This window comes from Lichenifustis flavocetrariae, from assembly GCF_026130545.1.
GTDB lineage: Bacteria > Pseudomonadota > Alphaproteobacteria > Rhizobiales > Beijerinckiaceae > Lichenihabitans > Lichenihabitans flavocetrariae.
This window is the reverse complement of record NZ_JAMOIM010000024.1, coordinates 13,251-36,805: the sequence shown is the minus strand read 5'-3', so window position 1 is coordinate 36,805 and position 23,555 is coordinate 13,251. Positions and strand designations below refer to the sequence as shown.

The 23,555-nt window shown below is 63.4% G+C and carries 17 protein-coding genes and 5 pseudogenes; 11 read left to right on the top strand and 11 right to left on the bottom strand.

Going from position 1 to position 23,555, the window contains the following annotated elements:
- The first annotated feature begins 173 nt into the window (after positions 1-173).
- Positions 174-1,131, top strand: a pseudogene (locus M8523_RS25450) (3'-5' exonuclease).
- Positions 1,132-1,223: 92 nt separating this feature from the next.
- Here M8523_RS25450 and M8523_RS25440 read toward each other — a convergent pair.
- Positions 1,224-1,625 carry a hypothetical protein gene (locus M8523_RS25440; protein WP_282587696.1) on the bottom strand — a complete coding sequence of 134 codons (402 nt, stop codon included), beginning with the start codon at positions 1,623-1,625 and terminating at the stop codon, positions 1,224-1,226.
- A gap of 130 nt (positions 1,626-1,755) precedes the next feature.
- Positions 1,756-2,079, bottom strand: a complete 324-nt coding sequence (locus M8523_RS25435) for a DUF736 domain-containing protein (RefSeq protein WP_282587729.1) — start codon at positions 2,077-2,079, stop codon at positions 1,756-1,758.
- Positions 2,080-2,880: 801 nt separating this feature from the next.
- Between M8523_RS25435 and M8523_RS25430 the strand changes: the two genes are divergently transcribed.
- Positions 2,881-3,189 carry a BrnT family toxin gene (locus tag M8523_RS25430; RefSeq protein WP_282587695.1) on the top strand — a complete coding sequence of 103 codons (309 nt, stop codon included), beginning with the start codon at positions 2,881-2,883 and terminating at the stop codon, positions 3,187-3,189.
- Entirely contained in the window at positions 3,131-3,403 is a 273-nt protein-coding gene (locus tag M8523_RS25425; protein ID WP_282587728.1) for a BrnA antitoxin family protein, read from the top strand. The genes M8523_RS25430 and M8523_RS25425 overlap by 59 nt, the downstream gene beginning before the upstream one ends.
- Before the next feature lie 125 nt (positions 3,404-3,528).
- On the opposite strand, the gene M8523_RS25420 is transcribed toward M8523_RS25425, so the two are convergent.
- The 4 genes and pseudogenes from M8523_RS25420 to M8523_RS25405 all read right to left on the bottom strand — a co-directional run.
- Positions 3,529-4,470, bottom strand: coding sequence for a DUF2493 domain-containing protein (locus M8523_RS25420; protein ID WP_282587694.1), 942 nt, complete (start codon positions 4,468-4,470; stop codon positions 3,529-3,531).
- 269 nt (positions 4,471-4,739) lie between these two features.
- Positions 4,740-5,831 (bottom strand): DUF7146 domain-containing protein, encoded by a 1,092-nt coding sequence (locus M8523_RS25415; protein WP_282587693.1) that lies wholly within the window; start codon positions 5,829-5,831, stop codon positions 4,740-4,742.
- A 106-nt stretch (positions 5,832-5,937) separates the two neighbouring features.
- Positions 5,938-8,056: pseudogene (locus M8523_RS25410) on the bottom strand (ParB/RepB/Spo0J family partition protein).
- A gap of 145 nt (positions 8,057-8,201) precedes the next feature.
- Positions 8,202-9,056, bottom strand: a pseudogene (locus M8523_RS25405) (DUF932 domain-containing protein); the annotation flags it as partial.
- Between M8523_RS25405 and M8523_RS25400 the strand changes: the two are divergent.
- Positions 9,043-10,017 (top strand): annotated as a pseudogene (locus tag M8523_RS25400) (DUF4158 domain-containing protein); the annotation flags it as partial. The pseudogenes M8523_RS25405 and M8523_RS25400 sit on opposite strands and share 14 nt — an antisense overlap.
- 197 nt (positions 10,018-10,214) lie before the next feature.
- Here the strand turns inward: M8523_RS25400 and M8523_RS25395 are convergent.
- Positions 10,215-10,510: pseudogene (locus tag M8523_RS25395) on the bottom strand (recombinase family protein).
- A gap of 926 nt (positions 10,511-11,436) precedes the next feature.
- Between M8523_RS25395 and M8523_RS25390 the strand changes: the two are divergent.
- Entirely contained in the window at positions 11,437-11,679 is a 243-nt protein-coding gene (locus M8523_RS25390; RefSeq protein WP_282587692.1) for a hypothetical protein, read from the top strand.
- Between the two features lie 323 nt (positions 11,680-12,002).
- Here M8523_RS25390 and M8523_RS25385 read toward each other — a convergent pair whose 3' ends face one another.
- The 4 genes from M8523_RS25385 to M8523_RS25370 form a co-directional block, all read right to left on the bottom strand.
- On the bottom strand, positions 12,003-12,884 hold the full coding sequence (locus M8523_RS25385; protein ID WP_282587691.1) for a BLUF domain-containing protein: 882 nt from the start codon (positions 12,882-12,884) through the stop codon (positions 12,003-12,005).
- A complete protein-coding gene (locus M8523_RS25380; protein WP_282587690.1) occupies positions 12,881-14,554 on the bottom strand; it encodes a putative bifunctional diguanylate cyclase/phosphodiesterase in 1,674 nt (557 codons plus the stop codon). Before M8523_RS25380 ends, M8523_RS25385 begins: the two co-directional genes overlap by 4 nt.
- Before the next feature lie 362 nt (positions 14,555-14,916).
- The gene (locus M8523_RS25375) at positions 14,917-16,800 is read right to left on the bottom strand and encodes a methyl-accepting chemotaxis protein (protein WP_282587689.1); all 1,884 of its coding nucleotides are present in this window, start codon (positions 16,798-16,800) and stop codon (positions 14,917-14,919) included.
- Between the two features lie 465 nt (positions 16,801-17,265).
- Entirely contained in the window at positions 17,266-17,889 is a 624-nt protein-coding gene (locus tag M8523_RS25370; RefSeq protein ID WP_282587688.1) for a helix-turn-helix domain-containing protein, read from the bottom strand.
- 389 nt (positions 17,890-18,278) lie between these two features.
- Here M8523_RS25370 and M8523_RS25365 point away from each other — a divergent pair, with 389 nt between their 5' ends.
- The 6 genes from M8523_RS25365 to M8523_RS25340 all read left to right on the top strand — a co-directional run bounded on the left by M8523_RS25365 (position 18,279) and on the right by M8523_RS25340 (position 23,464).
- Positions 18,279-19,160, top strand: coding sequence for a tyrosine-type recombinase/integrase (locus tag M8523_RS25365; RefSeq protein ID WP_282587687.1), 882 nt, complete (start codon positions 18,279-18,281; stop codon positions 19,158-19,160).
- A gap of 39 nt (positions 19,161-19,199) precedes the next feature.
- Complete coding sequence (locus M8523_RS25360) at positions 19,200-19,589, top strand: DUF2513 domain-containing protein (RefSeq protein ID WP_282587686.1); 390 nt, start codon at positions 19,200-19,202, stop codon at positions 19,587-19,589.
- 103 nt (positions 19,590-19,692) lie between these two features.
- Positions 19,693-20,331, top strand: coding sequence for a nucleotide-binding protein (locus M8523_RS25355; protein ID WP_282587685.1), 639 nt, complete (start codon positions 19,693-19,695; stop codon positions 20,329-20,331).
- The gene (locus M8523_RS25350) at positions 20,328-20,627 is read left to right on the top strand and encodes a ribbon-helix-helix domain-containing protein (protein WP_282587684.1); all 300 of its coding nucleotides are present in this window, start codon (positions 20,328-20,330) and stop codon (positions 20,625-20,627) included. Before M8523_RS25355 ends, M8523_RS25350 begins: the two co-directional genes overlap by 4 nt.
- 652 nt (positions 20,628-21,279) lie before the next feature.
- Complete coding sequence (locus tag M8523_RS25345) at positions 21,280-22,764, top strand: diguanylate cyclase domain-containing protein (protein ID WP_282587727.1); 1,485 nt, start codon at positions 21,280-21,282, stop codon at positions 22,762-22,764.
- Positions 22,765-22,900: 136 nt separating this feature from the next.
- Positions 22,901-23,464 carry a recombinase family protein gene (locus M8523_RS25340; RefSeq protein WP_282587683.1) on the top strand — a complete coding sequence of 188 codons (564 nt, stop codon included), beginning with the start codon at positions 22,901-22,903 and terminating at the stop codon, positions 23,462-23,464.
- Positions 23,465-23,555: the final 91 nt, after the last annotated feature.

The following is a 23,555-nucleotide window of genomic DNA, read 5'->3' as shown; positions in this document are numbered from 1 at the left end:
TGTCATTCACGCGGTACCTTTCGGTTTGAACATGACCTGCAAGACGGGCTGACAAAAGCGAGGCGATGATTCATCTTGCTCGGCGCGGTTGAACGCCGCGACGCGCCCGAAGCCGGACGGAGGTGATCGTGTTCTGGCAAGCCGATCTCTTCGACGACGATCCCATCAGAGTCATGGAAAGCAGGACGGCCACACGCGGCGTGGCAAAGGGTGCACGCCCGCGGTCCCGCACACGCCAATCCCGCGCGATCGCGCCAGAGTTTGCCGCCAGGGTGCTCGAGGCGAGCGATGACTATCGCGTCCTGCGGCGCCTGCGACCGCGGGCCGTGACTCCGGCACGCGCTCTCGCTCCCGGCGAGGCGATCGCCGTCATCGTCGATACCGAAACGACCGGCCTTGACCCTACGCGCGACGAGATCATCGAAATCGGCATGGTGGCTTTCATCTACGACACCGAGGGCAGCATCGTCCACGTGATCGACACGTTCAGCGCCTTGCACGAACCCACACTCCCGATCAGCCCGGAGATCACACGACTGACCGGCATTACCCCCGACATGGTGATGGGTCACGCGATCGATGTCGCCGCCGTCGATGCGTTCATCGAGGCGGCCGATCTTGTGATCGCGCACAACGCCGCCTTTGATCGCCCGTATTGCGAGCGCTTGGCACGCGGGTTCGGCCCCAAAGCCTGGGCCTGCTCGGTCAAGGAGGTCGATTGGGCAGGTCTCGGCTACGAGGGCGCGAAGCTCGGCTACCTCGTCGGTCAATGTGGATGGTCATCATGGGCACCGCGCGGCCGACGACTGCCATGCCGTGCTGGAACTCTTGGCCACCCCCCTGCCGGACGGAAACGGCGCGGTGCTGCGCCACCTTCTCGACCGATCTGTAGCGACCCGGGTGCGAGTCGGGGCCGAGGCGGCGCCCTATGACCAGAAGGAGCAGCTCAAGCGACGTGGCTATCGGTGGAACGATGGTCGGGATGGACGGCCCCGCGCGTGGTGGCGGGAGGTCGATGAGGATATGCTCACGGCTGAGGTCAGCTTCCTCCAGCGCGAAATCTACCTTCGCGAGGTGTGGCCGCACACGCAGCGGCTGACGGCTTTCGATCGGTACAAGGCTGAGCCCTAGAGTTCTGCAGTGAGTGACTTGCGAGGGCGTCCGCCCTGATGTCCAGGCCCGTCGTGGATCACGGCGACCAGCCGTTCCTTCCTCCGATCTCGTCAGAGCCATGCAGCCAGGCGCTGCAACGCCACCACGCCGGTCATCACGCCGCCCAGCAGCGCCAGCCCCACGTGCCAGACGACATTGGACGGGCCGGGTGCAAGCAGCTCATAGGAGAGGCCAAAGCCCGACGCAAAGGCTGGTGAGACGTAGAGGACACCGATCAGGACACGGGTGAGAGGAGAGCGAGCGCGCGCGAACAGCATCCGGCCTGCAGCAAGGGAAAAGGTGCTCGTGAGCAGCCCGGCCAATCCGGCGCCGAGCAGGCCGGCTCCGGTCGCCTGCGCTACAAACGCGACACCGAGGCCGCAGACGGTCGGCACCGTGTAGACGGCGAGACAGAACAGGTACCGGGTCAGGGCAACGAGCGTGGCGAGGACAAACAGGCCGAGGAAGATCATGGCGCAGCTCCAATGCGCGAAGATGGTAAGCAACGTGATCGGGATGGTGAGACGATGCCGGACCCCCGAAGTGGATCATCTGCCTCGTTCTGGATGAGCCCTGCCGCGCGTGCGGCAGGGCTCGTGGCTCTCACTCGCCGTTGCGTTTGCTCGGCCGTGACCACACCAGGCTGTGGCTTTCAGCGCTGTCGTCCTCGAAGAGGTTGGCGAAGATCGGGTTGCTGAAGGAAGGATCATCGAGCTTCAGGCTCAGGTAGCCGCGGCCCTCGTTGGAGCGCTTGATCCAAGCGGCGCCGATCTCGGCTCGGCCGACGAAGATGCGGTAGTGTGGAGCGCCCTCGCTTGTCCGGGTCTCCTCGTGGACGATCTTGACGTTCTTGGCTTGCACCGAAAGCGTGGTGATCTCGCCCGTGTAGCCCGTGCCGATCTTCTTGAATGAACCGATGGTCGCCATATCCGTGATCCTTGGTCTGGTCGAACCCGCGCCCATCGCGGCCTCGATGGCGATCGCGAGACCGGAGGCGAGCGCCGCCGCAGCCCCCGGGGCCTCGCGCGACGTGTCGCGTGGGGTGGGTTTCAGGCCCGCAGCGGAGCGGAGGATGGGATCGGGATGACTTTCTTGATCCCGCGAGGAATGGCGGCGCCACCAAGGGGCCCCGCGCATGCTTCGCGCGGGGTGGCGACGTCAGGGGAAGAAAGTTGGCCCGACCCATTGCGGTCAAGGCGGTCAAGGCGCAGCCGTCCTTCGGTCAGATCAAGCCATGACAGAGGCCGTGCGGGACGCGGGTTCGTTCAGATGAGATGGGACACGTCTTTGGCGTCTTGGTCATCGAGGAGGTCGGCTGGTCCGCTCGGCACTTTGATCCTGTTTCGGAGCCTCGCGCTCATGGTCTGACGATCCTGCGCAAGGTCGGCGCAGGCGCCGCTCCCCTGCCAAAGGCTCAGCCGAGGACTTGGTCGGTCAACACAGGTGAGGGCTCCGGTGGGGCGTGGGTTCAGCCCTCATCGTGCGAGTGTTTGCGGAAGCGATCTCCTGCAACCGTCCGACACACTCCGATCTGATCGGCGTCGAACGTCTATATCGTCGTGCGGTAGGTCGGCCCGACGTGAACGGCGAGCGCCTCAGACACTCCGATCGCGGACGAGAAGGCTTGGGGAATCTACGTAAAGAGTGTACATTGAGGTGGAGGATCAGCCTATGCCCTCCGCAGACGCCTCGTCCTTCGATGAGGGAGCGTTGAGCGACAAGGGATGAATGGGGTTGCTGTTTCAGTGGGATGAGAAGAAACGGCGGCAGGTCATCGCCGAACGGAAGGTCGACATGGTTTACGCGGCCCTGATTTTCGAGGGGCCCGTTCTGACCTCGATCGACACAAGGGAAGACTATGGCGAGGTCCGTCAAATCTCGATCGGCTTGGTGGAGGACGAATGCTTCATCGTCGTGCACACCGACAGGGGCGGCGAAACCCGCCTGATCACAGCATGGAAAGGAGGGCGTGACGAACATGACCGATACAAGGAGAGCCTCGCTCGCTTCCATCAGGGAGATGAAGGACCGAGATGAACTGTTCCACGATCCGGCGGCGCCCACCGGAGTCGAGGAGCTCGGGCCGGAGTTCTGGGCGAAGGCTCGGCTGGAACCCGCGAGAAGCTCAAAAGCCGTCCATCTTAAACTCGATCCCGACGTCTTCGAGTTCTTCAAACGGCAGGGCAAGGGCCACCTGACCCGGATGCAGGACATTTTGAAAGCGTATGTGAAGGCGCACACGCACTCCTGAGGCAGGTCGATGGATGGGCCGCGCCGCAAGAGAGCCGCGTTGGCGGTCTCGTAGTGGCATCGGCGGTAATGCCTCGCGTGGAACCTCCGACGAGATGACCTCTCGGATGAGGGTTCACGGCGCCCTCACGTGCCTCCTCTCGTCCGAAAATCAAACAGCGGGATGCCGAGCTTGCGGGCCTTGTCGGCCAGATTGTCGGAAATGCCAGAGCCCGGGAACACCACAACCCCGATCGGCAGCGTATCGAGCAGGGCGTCGTTGCGCTTGAATGGCGCCGCCTTGGCATGCCGGGTCCAATCCGGCCGGAAGGCAATCTGCGGCACCTTGCGATGATCCGCCCATTTGGCGGCGATCAGTTCGGCCCCCTTCGGTGAGCCGCCGTGCAGCAGCACCATGCCGGCATGCTTGGCTTGCACCCGATCGAGTGCGGCCCAGATCGCACGATGATCGTTGCAGTCGAGGCCGCCCGTGAAGGCGATGCGCGGGCCGGCCGGCATCAGCACAGCGGTCTCGGTCCGCCGTTTGGCCATCAGGAAATCACGGCTGTCGATCACCGCCGCGGTCAGCGCCCGATGGTTGACCAGTGAGCCGGCGCGGGGCCGCCACACGGAACCGGTGTGTGCCTCGAAGGCTTCTGCCGCGCGATCGCGCAGCGCCTCCAGGGTGTCGCGACGGTCGATCAGGACTTCGCCTTGAGCGAGCAGGCGTTCGAGTTCGACCGAGCGGACCTCGGAGCCGTCCTGCTCGCGCTGGCTCTTGCGCTGCGCATCCGCGTTAGCATCGAGGAGGCGCTGCACGCGGTCGACGCTGCGGTGGAACAGGTTGACGGCGCCCCAGAGCAGGTCGTCGAGATCGGGCTCGGAGCGGGTGCCGGTCAGCACGGTGGTGAGAACGTCGACGATGTCCTCCGCGGCCATCTGCAGACGTTCGTCCTCGAGGGCGGGCCGCGGGTCGGGTTCGTCAGGCGAGGGCTGATAGCCGAAGAGTTCGAGCCGGCTGACGAGTTGGTCGGTGGGCGAGGCGCCGTGCATGGGGTCGAGATCGAGGGTGAGCGGGTCGGGTGTCATGGGGGAGATCCTGGCGGTCGGCCGCGCTCCTCGCGGCCTTCGTGCGATCCCCTTGGCCGGGCTGGATCGGTCTGGCACCGCAGGCGCAACGCGCCGCGGCCGGAGCATGAGCGGAGGACGGCGAAGGGCGGCTTTGTTGTTGCGCGAGGAGGCCGCGCCGGGGAAGAAAGCCGGCCGCAGCCGTTGCCGGGCCAAGCCGGCTCGGCCTCGATCGCCTCTCAAGAAGGCCAGGGTGCGCCTGCCGTCGGGTATCGGGTCACCGTGACGCTTCACCCGCCGCTTCGATCGACGCAGCGTCGGTTAACCGCCAACCCCGGACATGCCGGAGCCGCAGGTTTCGTAAAGCGCTCGACATCCTCCGCCGCAAGCTGCACCCGCAGGTGGGCCAGCAGCGCGTCCGGGCCGTCGGAAAAGAGGTCGTCGTTGAAGTCGCCGCGCCAGGGCCGCAAGGCGATCGCCTCGATGCCGGCCTGTTGCGCCCGCTCGAATAATCGGTCGCAGGCCACACGGCCAGCCGTGTCCAGGTCGCTTGCGATGTAGAGCCGGCGGAGCGTCGGAGGAAACAGGACGGCGGCAAGGTGAGCCGCCGAGAGCGCCGCCAGCATCGGCATGGTGGGCAGCACGCAGCGCAACGACAACATGGTCTCGATGCCTTCCCCGGCCGCCATCACTTCGGCAGCCGTGCCGAACCGCACGGCGTGGCCGAGCAGGTAGCCGAGGGCGCGCCGTGGCGAGTCGACCGGCGCCTTGCGGCCGTCGGACGACAGATAGGTGCGTTGGACGCCCGTAATGTCACCGGACACATCGGTGACGGCGGCGATCATCGCTGGCCAGAGCTCATCCGGGCCGGTGTCGTGCTTGTAGCGACAGGCCGGGTGAAAGCGGAGCGCGGCGGTCTCGTGCAGCCCGTCAAGATCGCGCGAGCGCAGGTAAGTTTCGGCGAGCGTGCCATCGATCGGTCGCGACAATGCAAAAAGACGTTGTGCGGCCTGTGGCGATCCGGCTGCTGCGGGTACACGGCGACGCTCCAAGCGCACCCGCGACGCCGGTCGCGGCAGGCTGAGGAAACGACACGCTTCTCGCACGACGTCGCTGAAGGTGACGAGGCCGCAGCTCGCGCCGATGAGATCGAGAAGATCGCCGTATTCCCCCGTGGCGGGATCGCTCCACTTACCAGCGGCACCTTTACCGCGTTCGGACCCGACGAGCCGCACGAAGGTGGAGCGGCCCGGCGTGTTGCGAACGTCGCCGACAATCCAATAGCGTCCCTGCCGCCGCCCCGCCGGCAGATAGTGGCGGCACACCGCTTCCGTGTGCTGAGCGAGATGGCGTGCGAGATCGGAGGCATTGCACTCCGTCATACCGGTCTCCTGAACGGAAAAGACCTGCCGTCGGTCCCGACGAAGCGCGCTTCGTCAGGTGGTCCGAGCCGGCAGGCCCAAGGGTGAAAGGGAGGAAGTGTTGCGGCTATTCAGCCGCGATCGCGTGCGGCAGGGGGCAGTCCAGCTCGACGCTGGGCTCCAGATCGCCTGTCGCGGCAACCTGATCGCCGTCGATCACGATCTCCGGCGTTTTCATCAGAGGCGCATCGTCTGGCACGCTCCGATCGCGACCTGGCGTACGCAACGGCTCGGGCAGCCAACCGGATCCGATCAGCAGCGCTTGCGCCGCCTCACCCATCTCGCCCTTCCTGAGGTGGGCGATGCTCTCAGCCACGCGCTCGCTCTTGGCCTCCCGCACCGCTTCCAGGATGCGGGCCTTGGTGACGACCGAGATAGGTCTCGACAGACGGCGTCCATCCCGCCGCCGCCATGTCGAGATCGACGGCTGCAGCCAGACGATCGGCATGGGCGAGCGCTCGCGGGCGGCGATTGTAGGTCTCGGCCACGGCATTGACCGACAGTGCCACGCAATGCGCGAAGAGCAGCTGCCGGCTGTCGCGGTCGAAGCTGTGCAGCACGTCCCAGAGGTCGCCCGGATCTTTCGGCAGGGTGGCGGCCCAGGCCTGGTGACGGGCCTCGATCGCGGTCGCAACTGGGCTGTCGTTCAATCCCGGCGCCTGGGCCGAGAAGCCGATCTGTTTCAGATCGAGCTCCAGGCAGCTGTCGGGCACGTAGCGGAAGAAGGCCTTGAGGCAGAGGGCATGAAGAGCCGCGAGGAACGCCACCTCCGGCTGTTCGCCGAGGGCCTGGCGGAGCGCCAGCGTCCGATGCGCCGTCAGTTCGGTCATCAGCCGATCGGAGAGGGGCTTCAATCCTTCGTCCTCCTCCGGCTCGACCGTCCTCGCGTCGGCCGTCGCGACACCCATCGGCATGGCACTGGGCGCCGTGCCTGTGCTGCCGAAATCCGCGGGCTTACCCCCATCGGCGTCGCCGCTGGCACCCGGCTGCGGGTCAGACAGGAGGGGGGCTTCATCCTCGGGACGCACATAACCGCGCTCGATCCGAAGCCGACCCTCGATCCCGATACTGACGAAGCTTCCCGCCCGCGCCACCTCGGCCGGATCGAAGGCCAGGGGTTGATCATCGAGAGCCGCCAGGGCCGCCTCGATCTCGCCAAGCCGCCGGTCGACCGCCTCGGGCTGGTCTGCGGCGTCGGCATAACGCTCCTCCAAGCTGTCATGGTCGGCCTGCAGCGCAGCCCGCGCAGCCTGTTCCTCCTCAGAGGCGGCGATGGGCTCGCCACGCAGCTGACGTAGGCCATAGACGTGGCCATAGGGCAGATCGGGCGCCACCTCGATCCAGTGCCAACCTTCGGAGCGGACCGCCTCGGCGGCCTCTGCGAGCTTAGCCGCCACCAACCGGTCGAGCAGCGCGACATCCTGCAACCACCCACCGTCGTCGCTCTGGAACAGATCGCGCATGATCGTGCCGCCGGCATCGATATAGGCGTCCAAACCGATGAATTGCACCCGCTTGTCGGAGGCTCGCACGGCCTTCTCGGTCAGCATGCGGCGGATCACATAGGGCTCCCGCGTAAAGGAGGCTTGCAGCCGCTCGTGGACCTGCTCCTGGCGTGCGTGGTCGCCGCTCACCGTAAAAGCCATCAATTGATCAAGCGTGAGCCCATCCTCGGCATAGACGTCGAGGAGCCTGGGGGACACCGCGGCCAGACGCAGCCGCTGCTTGACGACGGCGACGGAGACGAAGAAAGCCGCGGCGATCTCCTCCTCCGACTGTCCCTTCTCGCGCAAGGCCAGAAAGGCGCGGAACTGGTCGAGCGGATGCAAAGGCGCGCGCTGGATGTTTTCGGCCAGCGAGTCTTCCTCGGCGAGGCCGTCCTCGCGAATGACGCAGGGGACGGGTGCGGTCTTGGCCAGGCGCTTTTGCCTGACCAGCAGGTCGAGGGCGCGGTAGCGACGCCCGCCGGCAGGGATCTCGAACATCCCGGTCTCAAGTCCGTTCGCGTCAAGAACGGGTCGTACGGTGAGGCTCTGCAACAGGGTGCGTCGGGCGATATCCTCAGCCAGCTCCTCGATCGACACGCCGGCCTTGACCCGGCGCACGTTCGCCTGGCTGAGCATCAGCTTGTTGAAGGGTATGTCTCGCGACGCGCTGAGAACGATCTTCGGAAGCGCAGGGGCCATGGAACGGATCTCCATGACGGGCCCCGAGATGCTCTTTGCCTCTCGTCCTGACCCGTCACGAAACCCCGCTCCACCCTTTCACTCTCACCCGGCTCAACGCTCACACATACCGAGCCAGAACAGCCGCCACCCGCTGCGCATCACCTCATCGCGCAGCGGCGAGCAGCTTGGCGGCGCGGCCCTCCAGGTCGAGGCGGGTATCCTGATGCGGCTTGCTGCGGGCGAGGGCCGTGATGCCTTGCACGAAGTCGAAGATCGACTCCGGTGGACGCCCTTCTTCCCGCAGCACGGTCGCGACGATCGTCTGCGTCTCGGCTTTGGAAAACCCGCGCCCGCGCAGAAAGCTGTCGCGCTCCTCGTCCTTGCGGGCAACGATGCGGTCTCGCGCCGCCCGGATGCCAGCCACGAAGGGGGCGGGCGAGGAGGTGGCGAAGCGTTCCAACGCCGGCGTGGTCTCGTGGGCGAAACGCCCGGCGGCAAACTTCGAGTGCCGGATCGTGATCTCCTCGAAGCCTTCCGCGCCCCAAATGGTCCTGTTCATGCACACGGCACGAAGATAGAAGGACGCCATGCCGAGGGTCTTCGAGCCCACCTCGGAATTCCAGCAATAAAAACCGCGGAAGAACAGATCCGGATCGCCGTTCGGCAACCGCCCGGCCTCGATCGGATGGGTGTCGTCGACCAGGAACAGGAAGACATCGCGATCGGAGGTGTAGAGCGTGGTCGTCTCCTTTGTCACCGCCAGGTGGGGGTTGTGCACCATGGTCGACCAGTCGAGGACGCCCGGCACTTTCCAGCGCGTGTCGCCGACCCCGTCGCCCGCAATCTTCATGACAGCACCGACGAGTTCATGATCCCAGATGCGGCCGTAATCGGGTCCGGTGACGGCCCGCAGTTCGACCCGCCCGTCTTCGGCCTCCAGCGTCTTCACCAGTTCGCCGCGATGCGACAGGAGCCCATGCTGCATGTTGATGGCCGCGAGCGGTGCCGGGAGTTTCCTAGCCGAACAGCTCGGGGTCGATCCAGACGCGCTCGCCGCCTTCGCCCGCCGCGTGCCCACCCGCTACGAGCAGTTGGCGATCCTGCGCCGCCGCTTCGGTTTCGCCGACCTGTCCCGCCCGGTGCGCGGCGACCTCGTCGCCTTCGCGCGCGGTGTCGCCCTCGCGGCGACCAAGGACCGGCTCGTGGTTTGCGCCCTGGCCGACGAGATGCGGCGGCGGCGCATCGTCATTCCCGGCATCACGGTGCTGGAGCGTCTCGCGGCCCAAGCCTGCACCGAGGCCGAGGAGGCCCTGCTGGCCGACGTCGCGGGGCGGCTGACGCCCGCCCTCGTCGTTCGCATGGAGGCGCTGCTCACGATCGGACCACGACATGCCCGGCAGAGCGGGGTCTCCTGGCTGCGCGAGCCGCCAGGCGCCGCTGGCCGGACGGCCATGCGCGGCCTCGTCGACCGGCTCGAGGCCGTGCGTCACGTCGGTGTTCCCGCATCCGTGCTCAAGGCCATTCCGGCCCACCGCATCCGCCGCCTGGCCCAGGAAGGCCGGCGCCTCACGGCTCAGAACTTCACGCAGATGCGCCCGGGCCGCCGGTACGCCACCCTGGCCGCCTTCCTGCGCGACACCGAGACGGCGCTCACCGATGTGGCGATCGCCATGTTCGAGACCCTGGTCGGCCGCGCGTTCCGGCAGGCCGAGGCCGATCGCGAGGCGCATCTTATAGAGAGCATCGCCGCGGCTGCCGACGCCCTCGACTTCTTCGCAGGGTTCGGCAACGCCATCGCGGCCCGCAAGGAGGACGACCTGTCGCTCGATGCGGCGATCACAACCGTCGCGAGCTGGGAGGCGCTCGCCCAGGCCACGGCCGCGGCCCAGGCCAACAGGCAGACCCGGCACGACGACGACACGATCGCCTTCCTGCGCCGGCATCATGGCCGCATCCGCGCCTTCGCGGTGCCCTTCCTGGGGCTCCGTGGGAATCTCTGCAATGAGACACGCTAAGGGAAGACGAAGTTCTTGGAATTGAAGCGGTTGGCGCGGATCGGGCGGTATCGTTCGAGGGGGTGGTCAATCTCGTTCCAAATATAGTCGCCGGTCAGCGCGATGTGGCTCCAAGGTTGCGGCGCGACCTGGGCGAGGAGCGCGTCGGGGATTGTGGTTCCCTAGACACTCGTGGTGTCGATGGCTTCGGTCCGCGACCGGAAAGCGACGCCGCGCTGTTTCGGCTCCTCGACGATACGGATCAGATGCAACAGTGATCGGCCGAGCCGATCGAGCTTCCAGACGATCAGCACATCGCCATCGCGCAGATCGGCCATACATACTTTCAGGCCGGTCGGTCGTCATGCGCGCCCGACGCTTTGTCCTGGTGCAGATGTCGCTCGTCCGCACCCGCGGCGATGAGGGCATCGCGTTGCAGATCGACCGACTGGCGCTCGTCACTGGTGGAAATTCGCATGTAACCGACCAGCATGTGCGACAAACCTGAAATCAGAGGTTCTCGCACACCGTCGCGAGCCGATAGGGTTTGTCGCACGAAATCTGACGGGTTTTCGGGGGGCGTTGATCGGCCCCGCGCCGGGCACGACAATCACTTGTTTCCCGTCACCGCCAAACCGCCTCGCCTTAGCGTGTATCGTTGAAGGAATTCCCACGGAGCCCCAGGTAGCGAAGGGTCGTGGGCCGGATCAAGGCCGCCACCTTCTCGGCCATGGGCCTGTTCTTCCCTGAGTGACTGCTCTGAGCGCAAGGTCGCCTGATCATTGGGCGAACTCATGCGACACCCTGTCGATTGCTCACGATCCCGTGATTGGACATAGATGAGAAAGGCCGGAGGTTCGCGCGGTGAGGGGATCGCGCGGTGCCGGCCGACTTCCACTAGACCTTAGCCACTGCCGCCCTATGATCTGGCAATGGACCAGATTTTTGCCATCGTTGTTGCCGGTGTCGTGCTTGCAGGTTTTTGCGACTTCGCCCGCGCCTTGCACCGGTCTCGCTAGCCTCACGGCCGATCACCGGGAAAGGAAATAACTCTGGGCTTGCTGTTTTCAGCGGCTTTCTGAGGCGCTAAACGGCGCAACCTTGTTCTACTTCTTAAGTGCTGTTCATGGTCAAGGCGTGAAACAGCATTGGCAAGGGACCCTGCGGATTTCGATGATTCAGGTAGTTACGGCGCCTATCGGCGTCAGGATCCCGCGCCGATCCACAGTCATGGCGCCGAACGACATCGTAAGCGGCTGATCGTGCAGTCGGGCGAGGGGTCGACGAAGCAAGGCCAATTCCTACGATCCTGATCCATTCGGCTGACCGAGGCTTGCGCCTCACGCTCTAGCACGGGCTCATTGCAGAGCTGAACTTCGCCGACACTGACGTGTTGAACGCCGTATGACACAACACGAACTGTCCCCCATCGACCGGATTGCGGATGCGCGCCGCCGCGAGATGGCCATCGAACATCTTCTGTTTGGAACCCTCCGGTTCCTCGCACAACGGCACCCTGAGTTGCTGGATAAGCTTGAAGTCAGCCTGGCCCATCTTTGGGACAAAGCCGACGATGTGCCGCGAGACGACGAGGCGGTGCGGGATGTCGCGCGGGTCTTCCTGAAGAGTCTCCGCGCTGACGCCTGAGCGCTTCATTCGTCTACACGCGTCACGAACGCTTCCGCAATGGGGCAACTGTCAGCGCCAACAAGCCAACAGCCCTGCCGCACCTGCGACAGCCCCGTCCCGGACCAGCGACGTGATGAACCTCTTGGGGTCTGGTTGACACTGTCGCCGAAGGGCCGTGCCTGGGTGTCCCAGGCCGGGCTTGAATAGAGTGCCCTCCGACGGAAAGGCGGTCCGGCACGGAGGTGAGGCTGCCACATCTTGGCCGCCTTCTGATCAGCGAACCTGGGCGCTACGATCTTTGCGGCCGCCGCTCAGCGCAGCTAGCTGGACTACCGAAATGCTCAAGCCACACTACGGACCTTGGCTTGCTGCAGATCCTGCACATGTTCGAGGTCCTGAGCCAAAGCAGCCGCGAGGACCTTGGCGCGGCCTGCCCAGAGATCGCGCTCATGGCGCAACTTCTCCGCTCGCTGTTCTGCAAGGGCCGTTGCGATGCGCGCTTCGTCGAGGTTGCGCCGGAGCTCAGTCGTGCGATCACGTTCTTCTGCCAAAGCTGTGCGAAGGATCGCGGCTTCGGACACTGGTTTGCCTGCGGCGGATCTCGTCCTGCTCTCGTCCATCTGAGCCACTGTCGAGCCTTGTGCAGGCCCCATTGCGCTGGATTGCCGTTCCTCCGGCATCGCGTCCTGAAGCTCCGCTCGCAAACGCACCACGTCAAGTTCCCCCCCAGCTTTCGTGCTCTCCGATGGCACGTTTGGCGCTGCGGGCATGTCGAAACTGTCCTCCGCCGCGAGTCCTTCTTCCGCCAACACGATGGCGTGCAACGTGGCAAAGAGATCTTCTCCCTCGATCCTGGCGAGGTCGAAGCCCGTTCGACTGGCCATCTCGTCCCACAGCGCGCGACCTTTGACGGAATGTCCAACAAAGGCCATCGACCAGTTGGGGAAGCCGCGTTCGGCAACCGGCTCGCATTGCAGCACGTTTACGTCGCTGTGACGGGGATCGCGTTGGATGCGCTCGAAGGTGCGCTCAACCACTGGCCGGGGACCTTCCAACACTTGCGCGAAAGAGCCGCCATTGAAGAGCAGGGCGCCGGAAACACCGACGCGGGCATTATTGGCCTGAGAGGTCGCGAGGATTTCGGCAACGGCCGCGGCGCGGGCGTGCTCCGTTCCGGTTAGAAGATTTCGGCTCGTGTAAACCAGACGGTAGAGTTCGGTCATGGGCGTGCACCGGAAGATTGTTGGTGGATCGAGCTCGGCAAGCGCTGGCCGGCAAACAACTTGACGATCTCCGCTGCCGCAACGGGGCGGCTGATGAGATAACCTTGCACGTCGGTGCAGCCCTCGGCGCGTATGTCCTGCATCTGCTCGGGCGTCTCTACCCCTTCGGCGACCGTCGTCATGCCAAAGCTCGACCCCAGGCTGGCGATTGCGCGGACGATGGCCATGGAGTCTTTGGTGGTCATTCCCCCCGACACGAAGGACCGATCAATCTTGATCTTGTCGAAGGGAAAGGAGCGCAGGTAGCTCAGCGATGAGTAGCCGGTCCCGAAATCATCCATGGAGATCCGCAGCCCGAGATCGCGCAGGGCGTGTAGGATGGCCAGATTGTCGCGGTTCTCGTGCAGAAGCACGCCTTCGGTGATCTCCAGTTCGAGCCGGTGTGCAGCGAGGCCGGAAGCAGCGAGCGCCGACTTGACGGTGTCGACGAGCTTCTTGCTCTTAAACTGTGCTGGCGACAGATTCACGGCGATGGAAAAGTCGCCTGGCCAGCTGACGGCCTCCATGCAGGCGGTGCGAAGCACCCATTCACCGATGGGCGCAATGAGCCCGATCTCCTCGGCCAAAGGGATGAACTCGAGAGGTGACACGACTCCACGCTGGGGGTGCCGCCATCGGATCAGGGCTTCGCATCCGACAAGCTGACCGCTCTGGAGATTGAGCTGTGGCTGGTACACGAGCTCGAACTGACGCAGCGCAAGCGCCCTACGCAGGTCGAGTTCCAGCTGACGACGTGCCTCCATCCGGGCACCCATCTCGGCCTCGAAAAAGCGGAACATGTTTCGGCCATCAAGCTTGGCCCGGTAGAGCGCCAAGTCGGCGTTTTTGACCAGCGTCGCGCTATCTGCGCCATCGGTCGGCGCCAGCGCCACGCCGACGCTCGCTCCGATGTTGATGAGGTGTCCCTCCAAGATGTAGCTGCGGCCGAGGAGGTCGACGAGACGGGCTGCCAGCGCCTGAACGGCAATGCCATCATCGGCACCGCTCTGCAGCACAGCGAATTCATCACCGCCAAACCTCGCGACGCAATCGTTTGGCCTGAGCGTCGTTTGCAAGCGCTCTGCGACTTTGCGTAGAAGCGCATCTCCGATCGGATGCCCCAGCGTGTCGTTGACGTGCTTGAAGCGGTCAAGGTCCACGGCCAGGAGCGCAAAGCGTTCACCTGTGCGCGCCAAACGCGCATAGGCTTCCTTAAGCCGTATCTCGAAGTGAGGTCGATTGGCCAAGCCCGTGAGATGGTCACGCCATCCCTCAGGTTGGGCTGGCTCGCTCAACAGGGCAGCGCGTTCCCTGATCGTGATGGTCCATCCGGCATCGGTGAGAGGGTGCCAATCCAACACAAGGTCTCTGCCCTCGACTGCAACGTCGAGGCTTACGGGTTGTCGGTCTCGGAGAGGGCGGCGTAGGTGTGCTCGGATGGCGGCCCGTCGCTCCCCCGGGTCGAGTTGGATCCACCGCCGCATGACGTGGCCCAGCGCTTCTCCCGTGAGGCTCCGACCGGTGGGCAATCCCAACAGGCGTTTGGCTTCCGCCGTGTATCCTCCGATGCGTCCGGCCCGATCGGTCAGGATCAGTCCGATCTTCAGATCACCGAGATAAGCCTCAAGCAAACCAACGGCGGGGCGAGCCTCAATCGAGGGTCGTGAGGAAGGAGTTGCGGCTCCCAGCGTCGGCGCTGTTGATCGGAGTTCGTACATGACACCCGGATGGCTAAACGATCAGGCAGCCTGTGCTGCGCACAGCTTCCGCTCCAGACAGCCTGAAAACTTTCAAGAAATTGCAAAGGCGCGGCAGCAATGCTGAGACCTCCACGACACGGAAGCTTGATCTACCTGTTGAATGAGCCCGCTGATATGACCCATTCAACCGAAACAGATTAAGCTCATCGATCGACATTCGAACCCTGCTCGACCGGACCATGCGTCCCGGCTCCGGTTCTTCAATGTCCGTCTGTCTTCGTTGAAAGCCGCATTCAGAACTCTTCCCAGCTTTGCTCGACCTGCGTGGCTGGCTTACGGGCCGCGCCGCCGGCACCAGAGGTTTTCAGGGCCCGAACATGTCGGGACGCTGGCGTCACGGGTGCCCGGACAGCACCACGTCCCGTGCTGGCCTCCACCTTGAATTGGCCAATCAGCCGGGCCAGCTCTTCCGTCTCCTGTGCCAGGCTCTTGCTCGCTGCCGTCGATTCTTCGACCATGGCGGCGTTCTGCTGTGTTACCTGATCCATCTGGTTGATGGCTGTATTTACCTGATCGAGTCCCGTGGCTTGTTCGATCGCCGAAGCGGCGATGTCCGTCACGATCGTGTTGATCTCGGCGACCTGCGATACGATGCGTCCCAGAGCTTTGCCGGTTTCACCCACGAGGTCGACGCCCCGACCGACCTGTTCGGCGGAGGCCGAAATCAGAACCTTGATCTCCTTGGCGGCTTCAGCCGAGCGTTGCGCCAGAGCTCTCACTTCGGACGCCACGACCGCAAAGCCGCGGCCTGCCTCGCCAGCCCGTGCCGCCTCAACCCCGGCATTGAGGGCCAGCAGATTGGTCTGGAAGGCGATCTCGTCGATGACGCCGATGATCTGCCCGATCTGCTGCGACGAGGCTTCGATCGCGCTCATGGCTTTGACGGCTTGGCTCACGACCTCACCCGAATGCTCCGCGTCACCCTTGGCGGTCGAGACAACTGCACGGGCTTGTGTCGCACCTGCCGCTGTCTTCTTTACAGTGGCGGTGATCTCGTCGAGCGCCGCTGCGGTTTCCTCCAGGCTGGACGCTTGTTGCTCAGTGCGGCGGGACAAATCGTCGGCCGCAGTTGAGATCTCGGCCGTACCCGAACGAATGGCCGAAGTACTCACTTCGATTCCGCTCAGAGAAGCTTGAAGCCTCTCCGTCGCCGTATTCAGGTCCACACGCAGCTTTTCGTAGGCTGGGGGAAGTGTCTCCGTTAATCGGAAGGTCAAGTCTCCTGCGGCAAGCCGATCAAGGCCCCTGCCTATCGAATCCACGACCAACTTTGCGGCATTCTGAGCTGCGGCGTTCCTGAGTTGCTCGTCTTCCAGGGCTCGACGTTCGTGCGTGGCAACCTGTTCACTCTCTACCTGACGGGCCCGCACGGCATTGTCCTTAAAGATCTGAACCGCTTTGGCCATTGCGCCGATTTCATCGACGCGATCTGAGGCCGGGACTGGCACATTCAGATTTCCCGCCGCCAGATCAGCCATGCTCGTCGTGATGCCGACCAGCAGCCGTGTGATCGCGCGAATGATGAAAAAGGCGGTTGCAACAATCAGCAGCAGGCCGCCGACGAGCATGGACAGAAGGCTGATATTCGCTCTGCTGGCCGTTGCCGCAGCAGCGGCTCGCTCCCGCTGCATGCTTTCTTGGAGCAGCGTACGGGTGGCATCCATATTCTCCTCTAACGCGCTGAATCCACCGAGGTAGGCTCCATAGTTGGCCGATGCAGCTGAAGGATCGCGAAATGCGAGATCGATTTCCTGCTGCGAGGCGGCGATGAAGGGCTCGATCAGCGGGGCGACCTTTGCGTAGGCCGCCTGAACCTTTGCTTCGAGTGGTAACGCGGTGTTGTCCTTGATCGCGGACTGAAGTTGCCCAATGTGTTCCTTCACGTCTGCCGTGACCGCTTTTTTGTCATCCTCGTCGCCGGTCTGGACCGCGTGCAAGCTGCGAAGAACATCCGCTCGCAAGCCGTCCATGCGCGAATCTGCCTGGGTATGGTTTTGCAGGGCTTCACTGCTCACGAGAGCGTCTTCCATCGCGTTTCCGACAACAAAGACGGAGCCGTAGCCGATGCCCCCCATTAGCAAGGCGATCAGTCCGGTGACGATGGCGAATCCCGCCAACTGCTGACGCATGGACAAAGAATGAAATCGGCCACGTCTCATATTCGCAACCCCAATTAGGCAGGCGCACGATCAAACCCCCGTCGATCCCGTGCGATCCTAGCCTTGTTGATGCGCGTATCACTGCACGAGAGTTGTTAAATTCTTTGTCGACTGAGCTACCGGTTTACAGCCGCTTGTCGTTGATAGTCGTTATCTATCATGCAGAAAGCACTCTGCATCGCGATGCCTATCTGGTGTTCGCGATGGCCTGCGTCAGCCGATGGGCTTCCGGGTACCTTGATATTAAGACTCGTCACAGCACCGTTACTACAGGGAGTTAATCCCCTTTTTCTTTCTACCTTCCCGGCTCTATTGTGTCTCGGATCAAGCGACCTTTCTGCCCTCTCGAATCTCACCGGCATAGCTCCGCCTTTGATGCAGTCGCCATCCGGCGACTTTTGCAGCGTTGATGCGGTCAGCTTGTCAGGGTGAGAGGGGCTGGCGTCGTTGCATGGCCTCCTTAAACCGTTCCAGGGCTTCATCGAGGGGTGTTTTGCCCTGCACCAAGTCGCGCCGACGAGGCGCGTCCGTTAGAGAAATTTCTTGTTTTGGGGTTCCCGCCGGCAAATCGGTTTTAGGACAAATCCGAAGACGTACGGGTCTGCTCTGCCCTGACGCGGGCGCGGTCGAGGCGCCCGGATCGGCGAAGCTGTAGGCGTTGGACGTCCGGATGACGCGCTTTCGCCAGCCGATGACGGGATCGTAGACCTTGATGCGGGCCAGGCGGTTCACCCAGGTGAGCAGCCCTGCCCGCTCCAGCATGTGGATGGCTTCACCCACGGTCGAGGGGGCGCAGCCCGCCGCCTCGGCGATCCTGGCATAGCCTGGAAAGCAGAGGCCGCTCCGGGCGTTGTGGAAGCCCCACAGCAGCCGCTCCAGCACCGCATAGGCCTTGGCCGTGATGGCGCCGTAGGCCCTGCCCTTCTCGCTCCGACGCATGAGCGCGCGCGCCAGCACCATCAAGCGTGCCTTTGCGTTCCTGTCCATGGGCATAGGTCGCCCGTCACCGAAGAGCTTCTCGCGCCCTCGGCCTGGTCTTTTCAGCATTGTCGTCTCCGGTTGCCGCCGGAGGCGTGAGCGTCAAAAAGGCATAGAGAAAGCGCTCGCGGAAATGACCGTTCCGCTTGACTCTTTTTATCGATGGCCTGATATTCGGAGGTGCTTAGTCACCGATATCTGGCCTCTGGCCCGTTGAAGCCCCGCTCCTAGCGGGGTTTTTGCGTTTCTAGGTGTTGCTACTCCGTCTTGGCTCGACCTGAATCAGCCCGCGCCATCCGGCATCAGGCTTTGAACAGAACGAGATGTCAAACCGTCCACCACGCGTTGATATGCTGTGGCGCTTCTATGCCATGGCGCATTGGCGCTTGCGCATTTGCGCGTCATGGCTCAATGTAACGCAAGTGCAGTTATGTTTCCTCGACTTCGGAGGGCACCCAATGTCCGTTAGTGTCCCCGCCATCATCAGCCCCAGCGAGCCGCTGGCCGTCCGGCAGGCCGACGCCGATCAAGAACTCGTCGCGACGTGGGTCGCCCGGCACGAGAGCCCCCACACCGTGGGGAACTATCGCCGCCAAGCGCGCCGATTCCTCACCTTCACGGAGCGGCCATTGCGCGAGGTACGCGTCTGCGATGTCCAAGCATTCCTGGCCACCTTGAGCGCCAAGGCGCCGGCCACGCGCGCCAATGCTACGGCAGCCCTCAAGTCGCTCCTCAGCTTTGGGTATGACATCGGCTATCTGCCGCTCAATGTCGGCAAGATGGTCAAGGCTCCGGCGGTGAAGAACACGCTTGCGGAACGGATCATGGAGGAGGCCGATGCGACGCGCATGATCGCGATCGAGCCCGACCCGCGGAACCGCGCGCTACTCACGTTGACATACGGCGCTGGCCTCCGCGCTTCCGAAGTCTGCGCGCTGCGATGGCGGGATCTCTCGGCGCGCGATGGTGCCGGCCAAGTCACCGCCTTCGGCAAAGGTGGTAAGACGCGGGTGATCCTTCTCTCAGCAAACACATGGCGCACTGTCGCGGCGATCAGCGGAGACGCCGGGCCCGACGCGCCCGTGTTCAGGTCGGTGAAAGGCGGGGCGCTCAGCCGGGTCCAGCTCCATCGCATTGTGAAGGCCGCAGCCGCCCGCGCCGGCCTGTCACCCGACATCAGCGCGCATTGGCTACGCCACGCCCATGCGTCGCATTCGTTGGACCGCGGCGCGCCTATCCACTTGGTGCAAGCCACCTTGGGCCACGCCAGCGTGGCGACCACCGGCCGGTATACGCATGCTCGGCCTTCGGACAGCTCGGCTCGCTATCTCGGCATTTAAGCGCATTAGCATATTCGCATTATGGCATAGGAGCGCTCGATGCGCAGAGACCCTGATCTAATCCGCAAACTGATGCTCCGGCTTGAGGAGCTGCCAATCCGTCGCGGTGGCGTCGTCAGCATCGTGCCCGACGACGAAACTGAGATCGTCGAGGGCTACACGCCAGCAGAGATCGAGTACCACCTCCGGCAGATCGACATGGCAGGCTTCATTATTGGAGATCGGGATGGACGGCCCGCAGGCGGCATTTCCTTTCGTGAGTTCACCCCCGCGGGCCATGACTTCCTTGATGCAGTTCGTACCCCCGAGACTTGGGCGAAGACCAAAACTGCCGCGAGCAGGGCCGGTGGTTTCACGCTTGAGATCCTCAAAGACGCGGCAAAAGCTATTGCACGCGGCGAGCTCCACAAACTCGGCTTGGCGCTTTGATGCGTCGGCATATCGGCGCTGTAGCGCAGGAACGCTTTAACGTTTGCGCGTCACAACGTGTAAACGCGTCAGCATCGTAGCGTTTTGGCATAGGTAGGTGGTGATGCGGGTTCTAACCCTGGTGACGCAGAAGGGTGGCACTGGAAAGAGCACCTTGAGCACGGGGCTCGCAGTCGCGGCCATGCAAGCCGGGGAAAGCGTGATAGCGCTCGACCTCGACCCTCAAGGCACCCTCGCCGCATGGGCGGGCATGCGAGAGGCTGACGAACCCTCGATCGCTCAGCTTCCGCCACGGGAGACGGCCAGACTTGCCGACGTGCTCAAAGAAGCCGGGAAGAAGTTCACGCTCGCCATCCTCGACACGGCTGGTGCCGACAGCCCGGCTACACACAACGCCATGTCGGCCGCCACGCTATGTCTTGTGCCACTGCGGCCAACCCGGCCGGACGGCCTCGCTATCAAGCCTACCGTGGAAGCGTTGATCCGTGGCCAGCGCCCCTTTGCGTTCGTGCTCAACCAATGTCCCACCCAGCCGAAGAACTCGCGCGCCTCTGAAATGGCGGCCGGGCTTGCCTCGCTCGGGCTACTGGCCAAGCCAATGGTGCGCCAACGCGCCGACTACCAGGACGCCTTTGCCGCGGGGCAGGGCGTCACGGAATATGCTCCTGACGGCAAGGCCGCAGATGAGATGCGGGAGCTATGGGCGTGGATCGATCGTCAAATGAAGGACAAAAAATCATGAGCAAGCCGCCTCGGCCGCCCGTCATGAATCTCGACAGTCTCATGGTGCGCAAGCCTGAGGCCGTGCCCGTTGTCGTGCCAGATCCGCAGGAGTCGAAGCCTGCGACCGGCAAGGATCTGGCAGCGACGTTCCGCACGAGCGTGTATTTCTCCCGCGCCGTCCACGACAAGCTGCGCCTCATCGCATTCGAAGAGCGGAAAACCATTACAGATCTCATCAATGAAGGTCTCGATCACGTGCTGACGAGTCGGAACTATCCAACCGTTGGCGAGCTGCGCGCAACCGACAAGATCTAGGTATGCTAACGCATCAAAGCGCGTTTGCATCGTAGCGCTTACGCGTCTTTATGCTGCCTCAACCAGCGTTGGCTTATCGTCACCACGGCCTGTACGGTTTACCCGGTCCGATACAATCCACTCCCGCAGCGCGTTTTCAACCGCCGGCTGCAGCACGTCCGGCGTGCCGTCATCGCGCGCTGTCCCCGACCGTTTGCCGCGATGGTAGCAGAACTCTTGCCGACGTTCTCTATCTGTTTACATAGGCAGATGGTTCGGCCAAAGACGCTCGTACAATATCCCTGGGTCGTGGTGCGCATCGAGTGCGTGCTGTGCGATCGGCGTGGATGCTATCGCTTGGCCCGACTGGCGGCCCGATATGGTCCAGAGCAGAGCCTCGAAGGGCTGCTGACGCTGGTGCATTGGATTATCGCATTTATCCTGATTTTTAGGACTGTTATGTAACGATATAGATCTACATTACGGTAGAAGAAATGGAGTTCGTCTGGGAACCGGTCTGTCGCTGAACGGTTTTGCAAGGCCGTGTTTCTAGTCTTTCCTTGGTTTGAAGGACACGAATGTGACGGCTTCTATTTCAGCGTTCAATGTTCCATTGTTCCTCGCATGCGTGTTGGCCGTTGCCTCGTCGGCTACGGCCTTTGCCCTGTATTGGATGCGCGAGCATCGACTGGGCCCTGATCGGGATGATGAGCAACTTTATAGGAACCTCGTCGAATCCTGCCCTGACGTGATCATGCAATTCGACAACGACTTGCTTTGTACCTATGCGTCACCGGCCGCGGAACGGATGTTCGGCCGGGCCCCTGGCGAGTTGTTCGGCAGCGTCATGGGTGACCAGTTGACACCGGAAGACCGTACGTCCCTTGCCGCCGCGGCTGCACGGACACGCGAGGGCCGGGACAGATCCGAGGCGATCTTCAGAACGACTCGGCAAACAGGGGAATTGCTGTGGGTCGAGGCGCGTTTTAACCTCCTCTCCGACGACGCCGGTCTCGTCGCCGTCCTCCGCGATGTCTCGACTCGCAAGACCGCAGAATTGGCATTGCGGGTTGCCAATGCGGAGCTAAACAAGCTGGCGGGGAGCGACGCCCTGACGGATCTCGCCAATCGGCGCCGCTTCGACCAGGCTCTGAACAACGAATGCCGCCGTGCATCCAGACACAACACCTGCGTGTCCCTGATCCTCATCGACATCGACCGTTTCAAATCCTTCAACGATCGTCATGGCCATCAGGCTGGCGATGCGTGTTTGATAAGGGTCGCGACCGCGGCCCGCGCCGCTCTGACGCAACCGTCCGACATGGCGGCCCGCTTTGCCGGTGACGAATTCGCCGTGATGCTCCCGGGTCGCGACAACGAAGCCGCCGCGCTCATGGCGGAAACGATCCGCAAGGCCGTCCAGGATTTCGGCATCCCACACAAGGGTAGTGCCGAAGGCGGCGTCGTTACCGTAAGTATCGGCTGCGCAACGGTGATCCCGACGCGGGACAACCTCGAGACGGTCGGCGCCCTCCTGATCGCCGAAACTGATCGCGCACTTTACGACGCAAAGCGGCTGGGGCGGAACGGTGTGATGACCACGAAGACCCGCGCAGCGTGGTCACCTCTGATCGGCGATGAACGGCGTCTCGCTCTGGTTGCGGGTTACCGGCAGGCCGGACTTTTCATTCCCTCGTCAGGTCTGAACCGTATCGCCCGCATGGCTACAGTCCTTCTCGGCATGCCGATCGCTTTTGTGGCCTTGCTGGACTGCAGCGATGTGGAGGTGGTCGGCCAGCACGGCCTGGAGGAGGTGCCGGACGGTATCTCACACCTCTTCTGCTCCCAGGTGATCGGTGGGCGAAGTCCGTTGGTGGTTCCGGATGCCGCGCTTGATCCGCGCTTCCGAGACGAAGGACGGCAGCACGGATTTGGCTTCATCGCCGCCGCCCCCCTTCTGGCTGGCGAGGATCTGCAGCACGTCGGAGCGCTCTGGGTCGCGGACCGGCACGCCCGGCCGGCGCTCGACGAGCCCAAGCGTGTGCTCCTCGCCCATCTGGCCGGCCTTGCCGTGGAGGATCTCGAAGCGCGCCGCCGCCGCCAGGCGGATGAGCGGAGCAGCCGGGTCAGTGAACATGTTTTGGGCCAAGACGCATAGCTCATACTGTCACAGTTGGGTACACCCTTGGGCTACGCACAATGTTACATTGAAGATACGTCACATAAGGGTTGATCGTTGTTCAATGTTACTGCATGAGAAAAGGGTCGACCTATATGTTACAATAGCTCCCGCAATGGCTCGCATCGGTTACGCCCGCGTCTCGACCATGGACCAGGATCACGGGTCGCAGGAAGCCCGGCTCAAAACCGCCGGCTGCGATGTCATCCGGGCCGAGAAGGTTTCGGGCAAGAGCCGCGACGGCCGCGACGAGCTGGCCACCGTCATGGATTTCATTCGGCCGGGTGATGAGCTGGTGGTGGTGAAGCTCGATCGGCTTGGCCGCTCAACGCGCGACGTTCTGAACCTCGTGCATGAGCTGGAAAGGAAGGGCGCTGCTCTGACCGTGTTGGAACCCAGCTTTTCGACCAAGGATGCCACAGGCTCGATCCTGGTCACTGTGCTCGGCATGGTGGCCGAGATGGAGCGCAAGTTCATCCGCGAGCGCCAGCAGACTGGTATCGAGGCCGCGAAGGGCAGGGGCGTCCATACCGGCGGAAAGGCGACGGCGCCGATCGACAAGGTGCGTCAGCTTTATGCGTCAGGCATGGCGCCATCGGCGATCGCCAAGGAAACTGGCTTGAGCCGCATGCACGTCTATCGGCTAACCAAGGATCTGGCGGCGGCGGCGAACGCCTGATCGCGACGATGAGCCCTTTTGCGACCCTTGCAGTTAGCTTCACTGGGCGATGTCGTGTTGGCTATCAGGTCATCGGCGGAACGAACGGGTG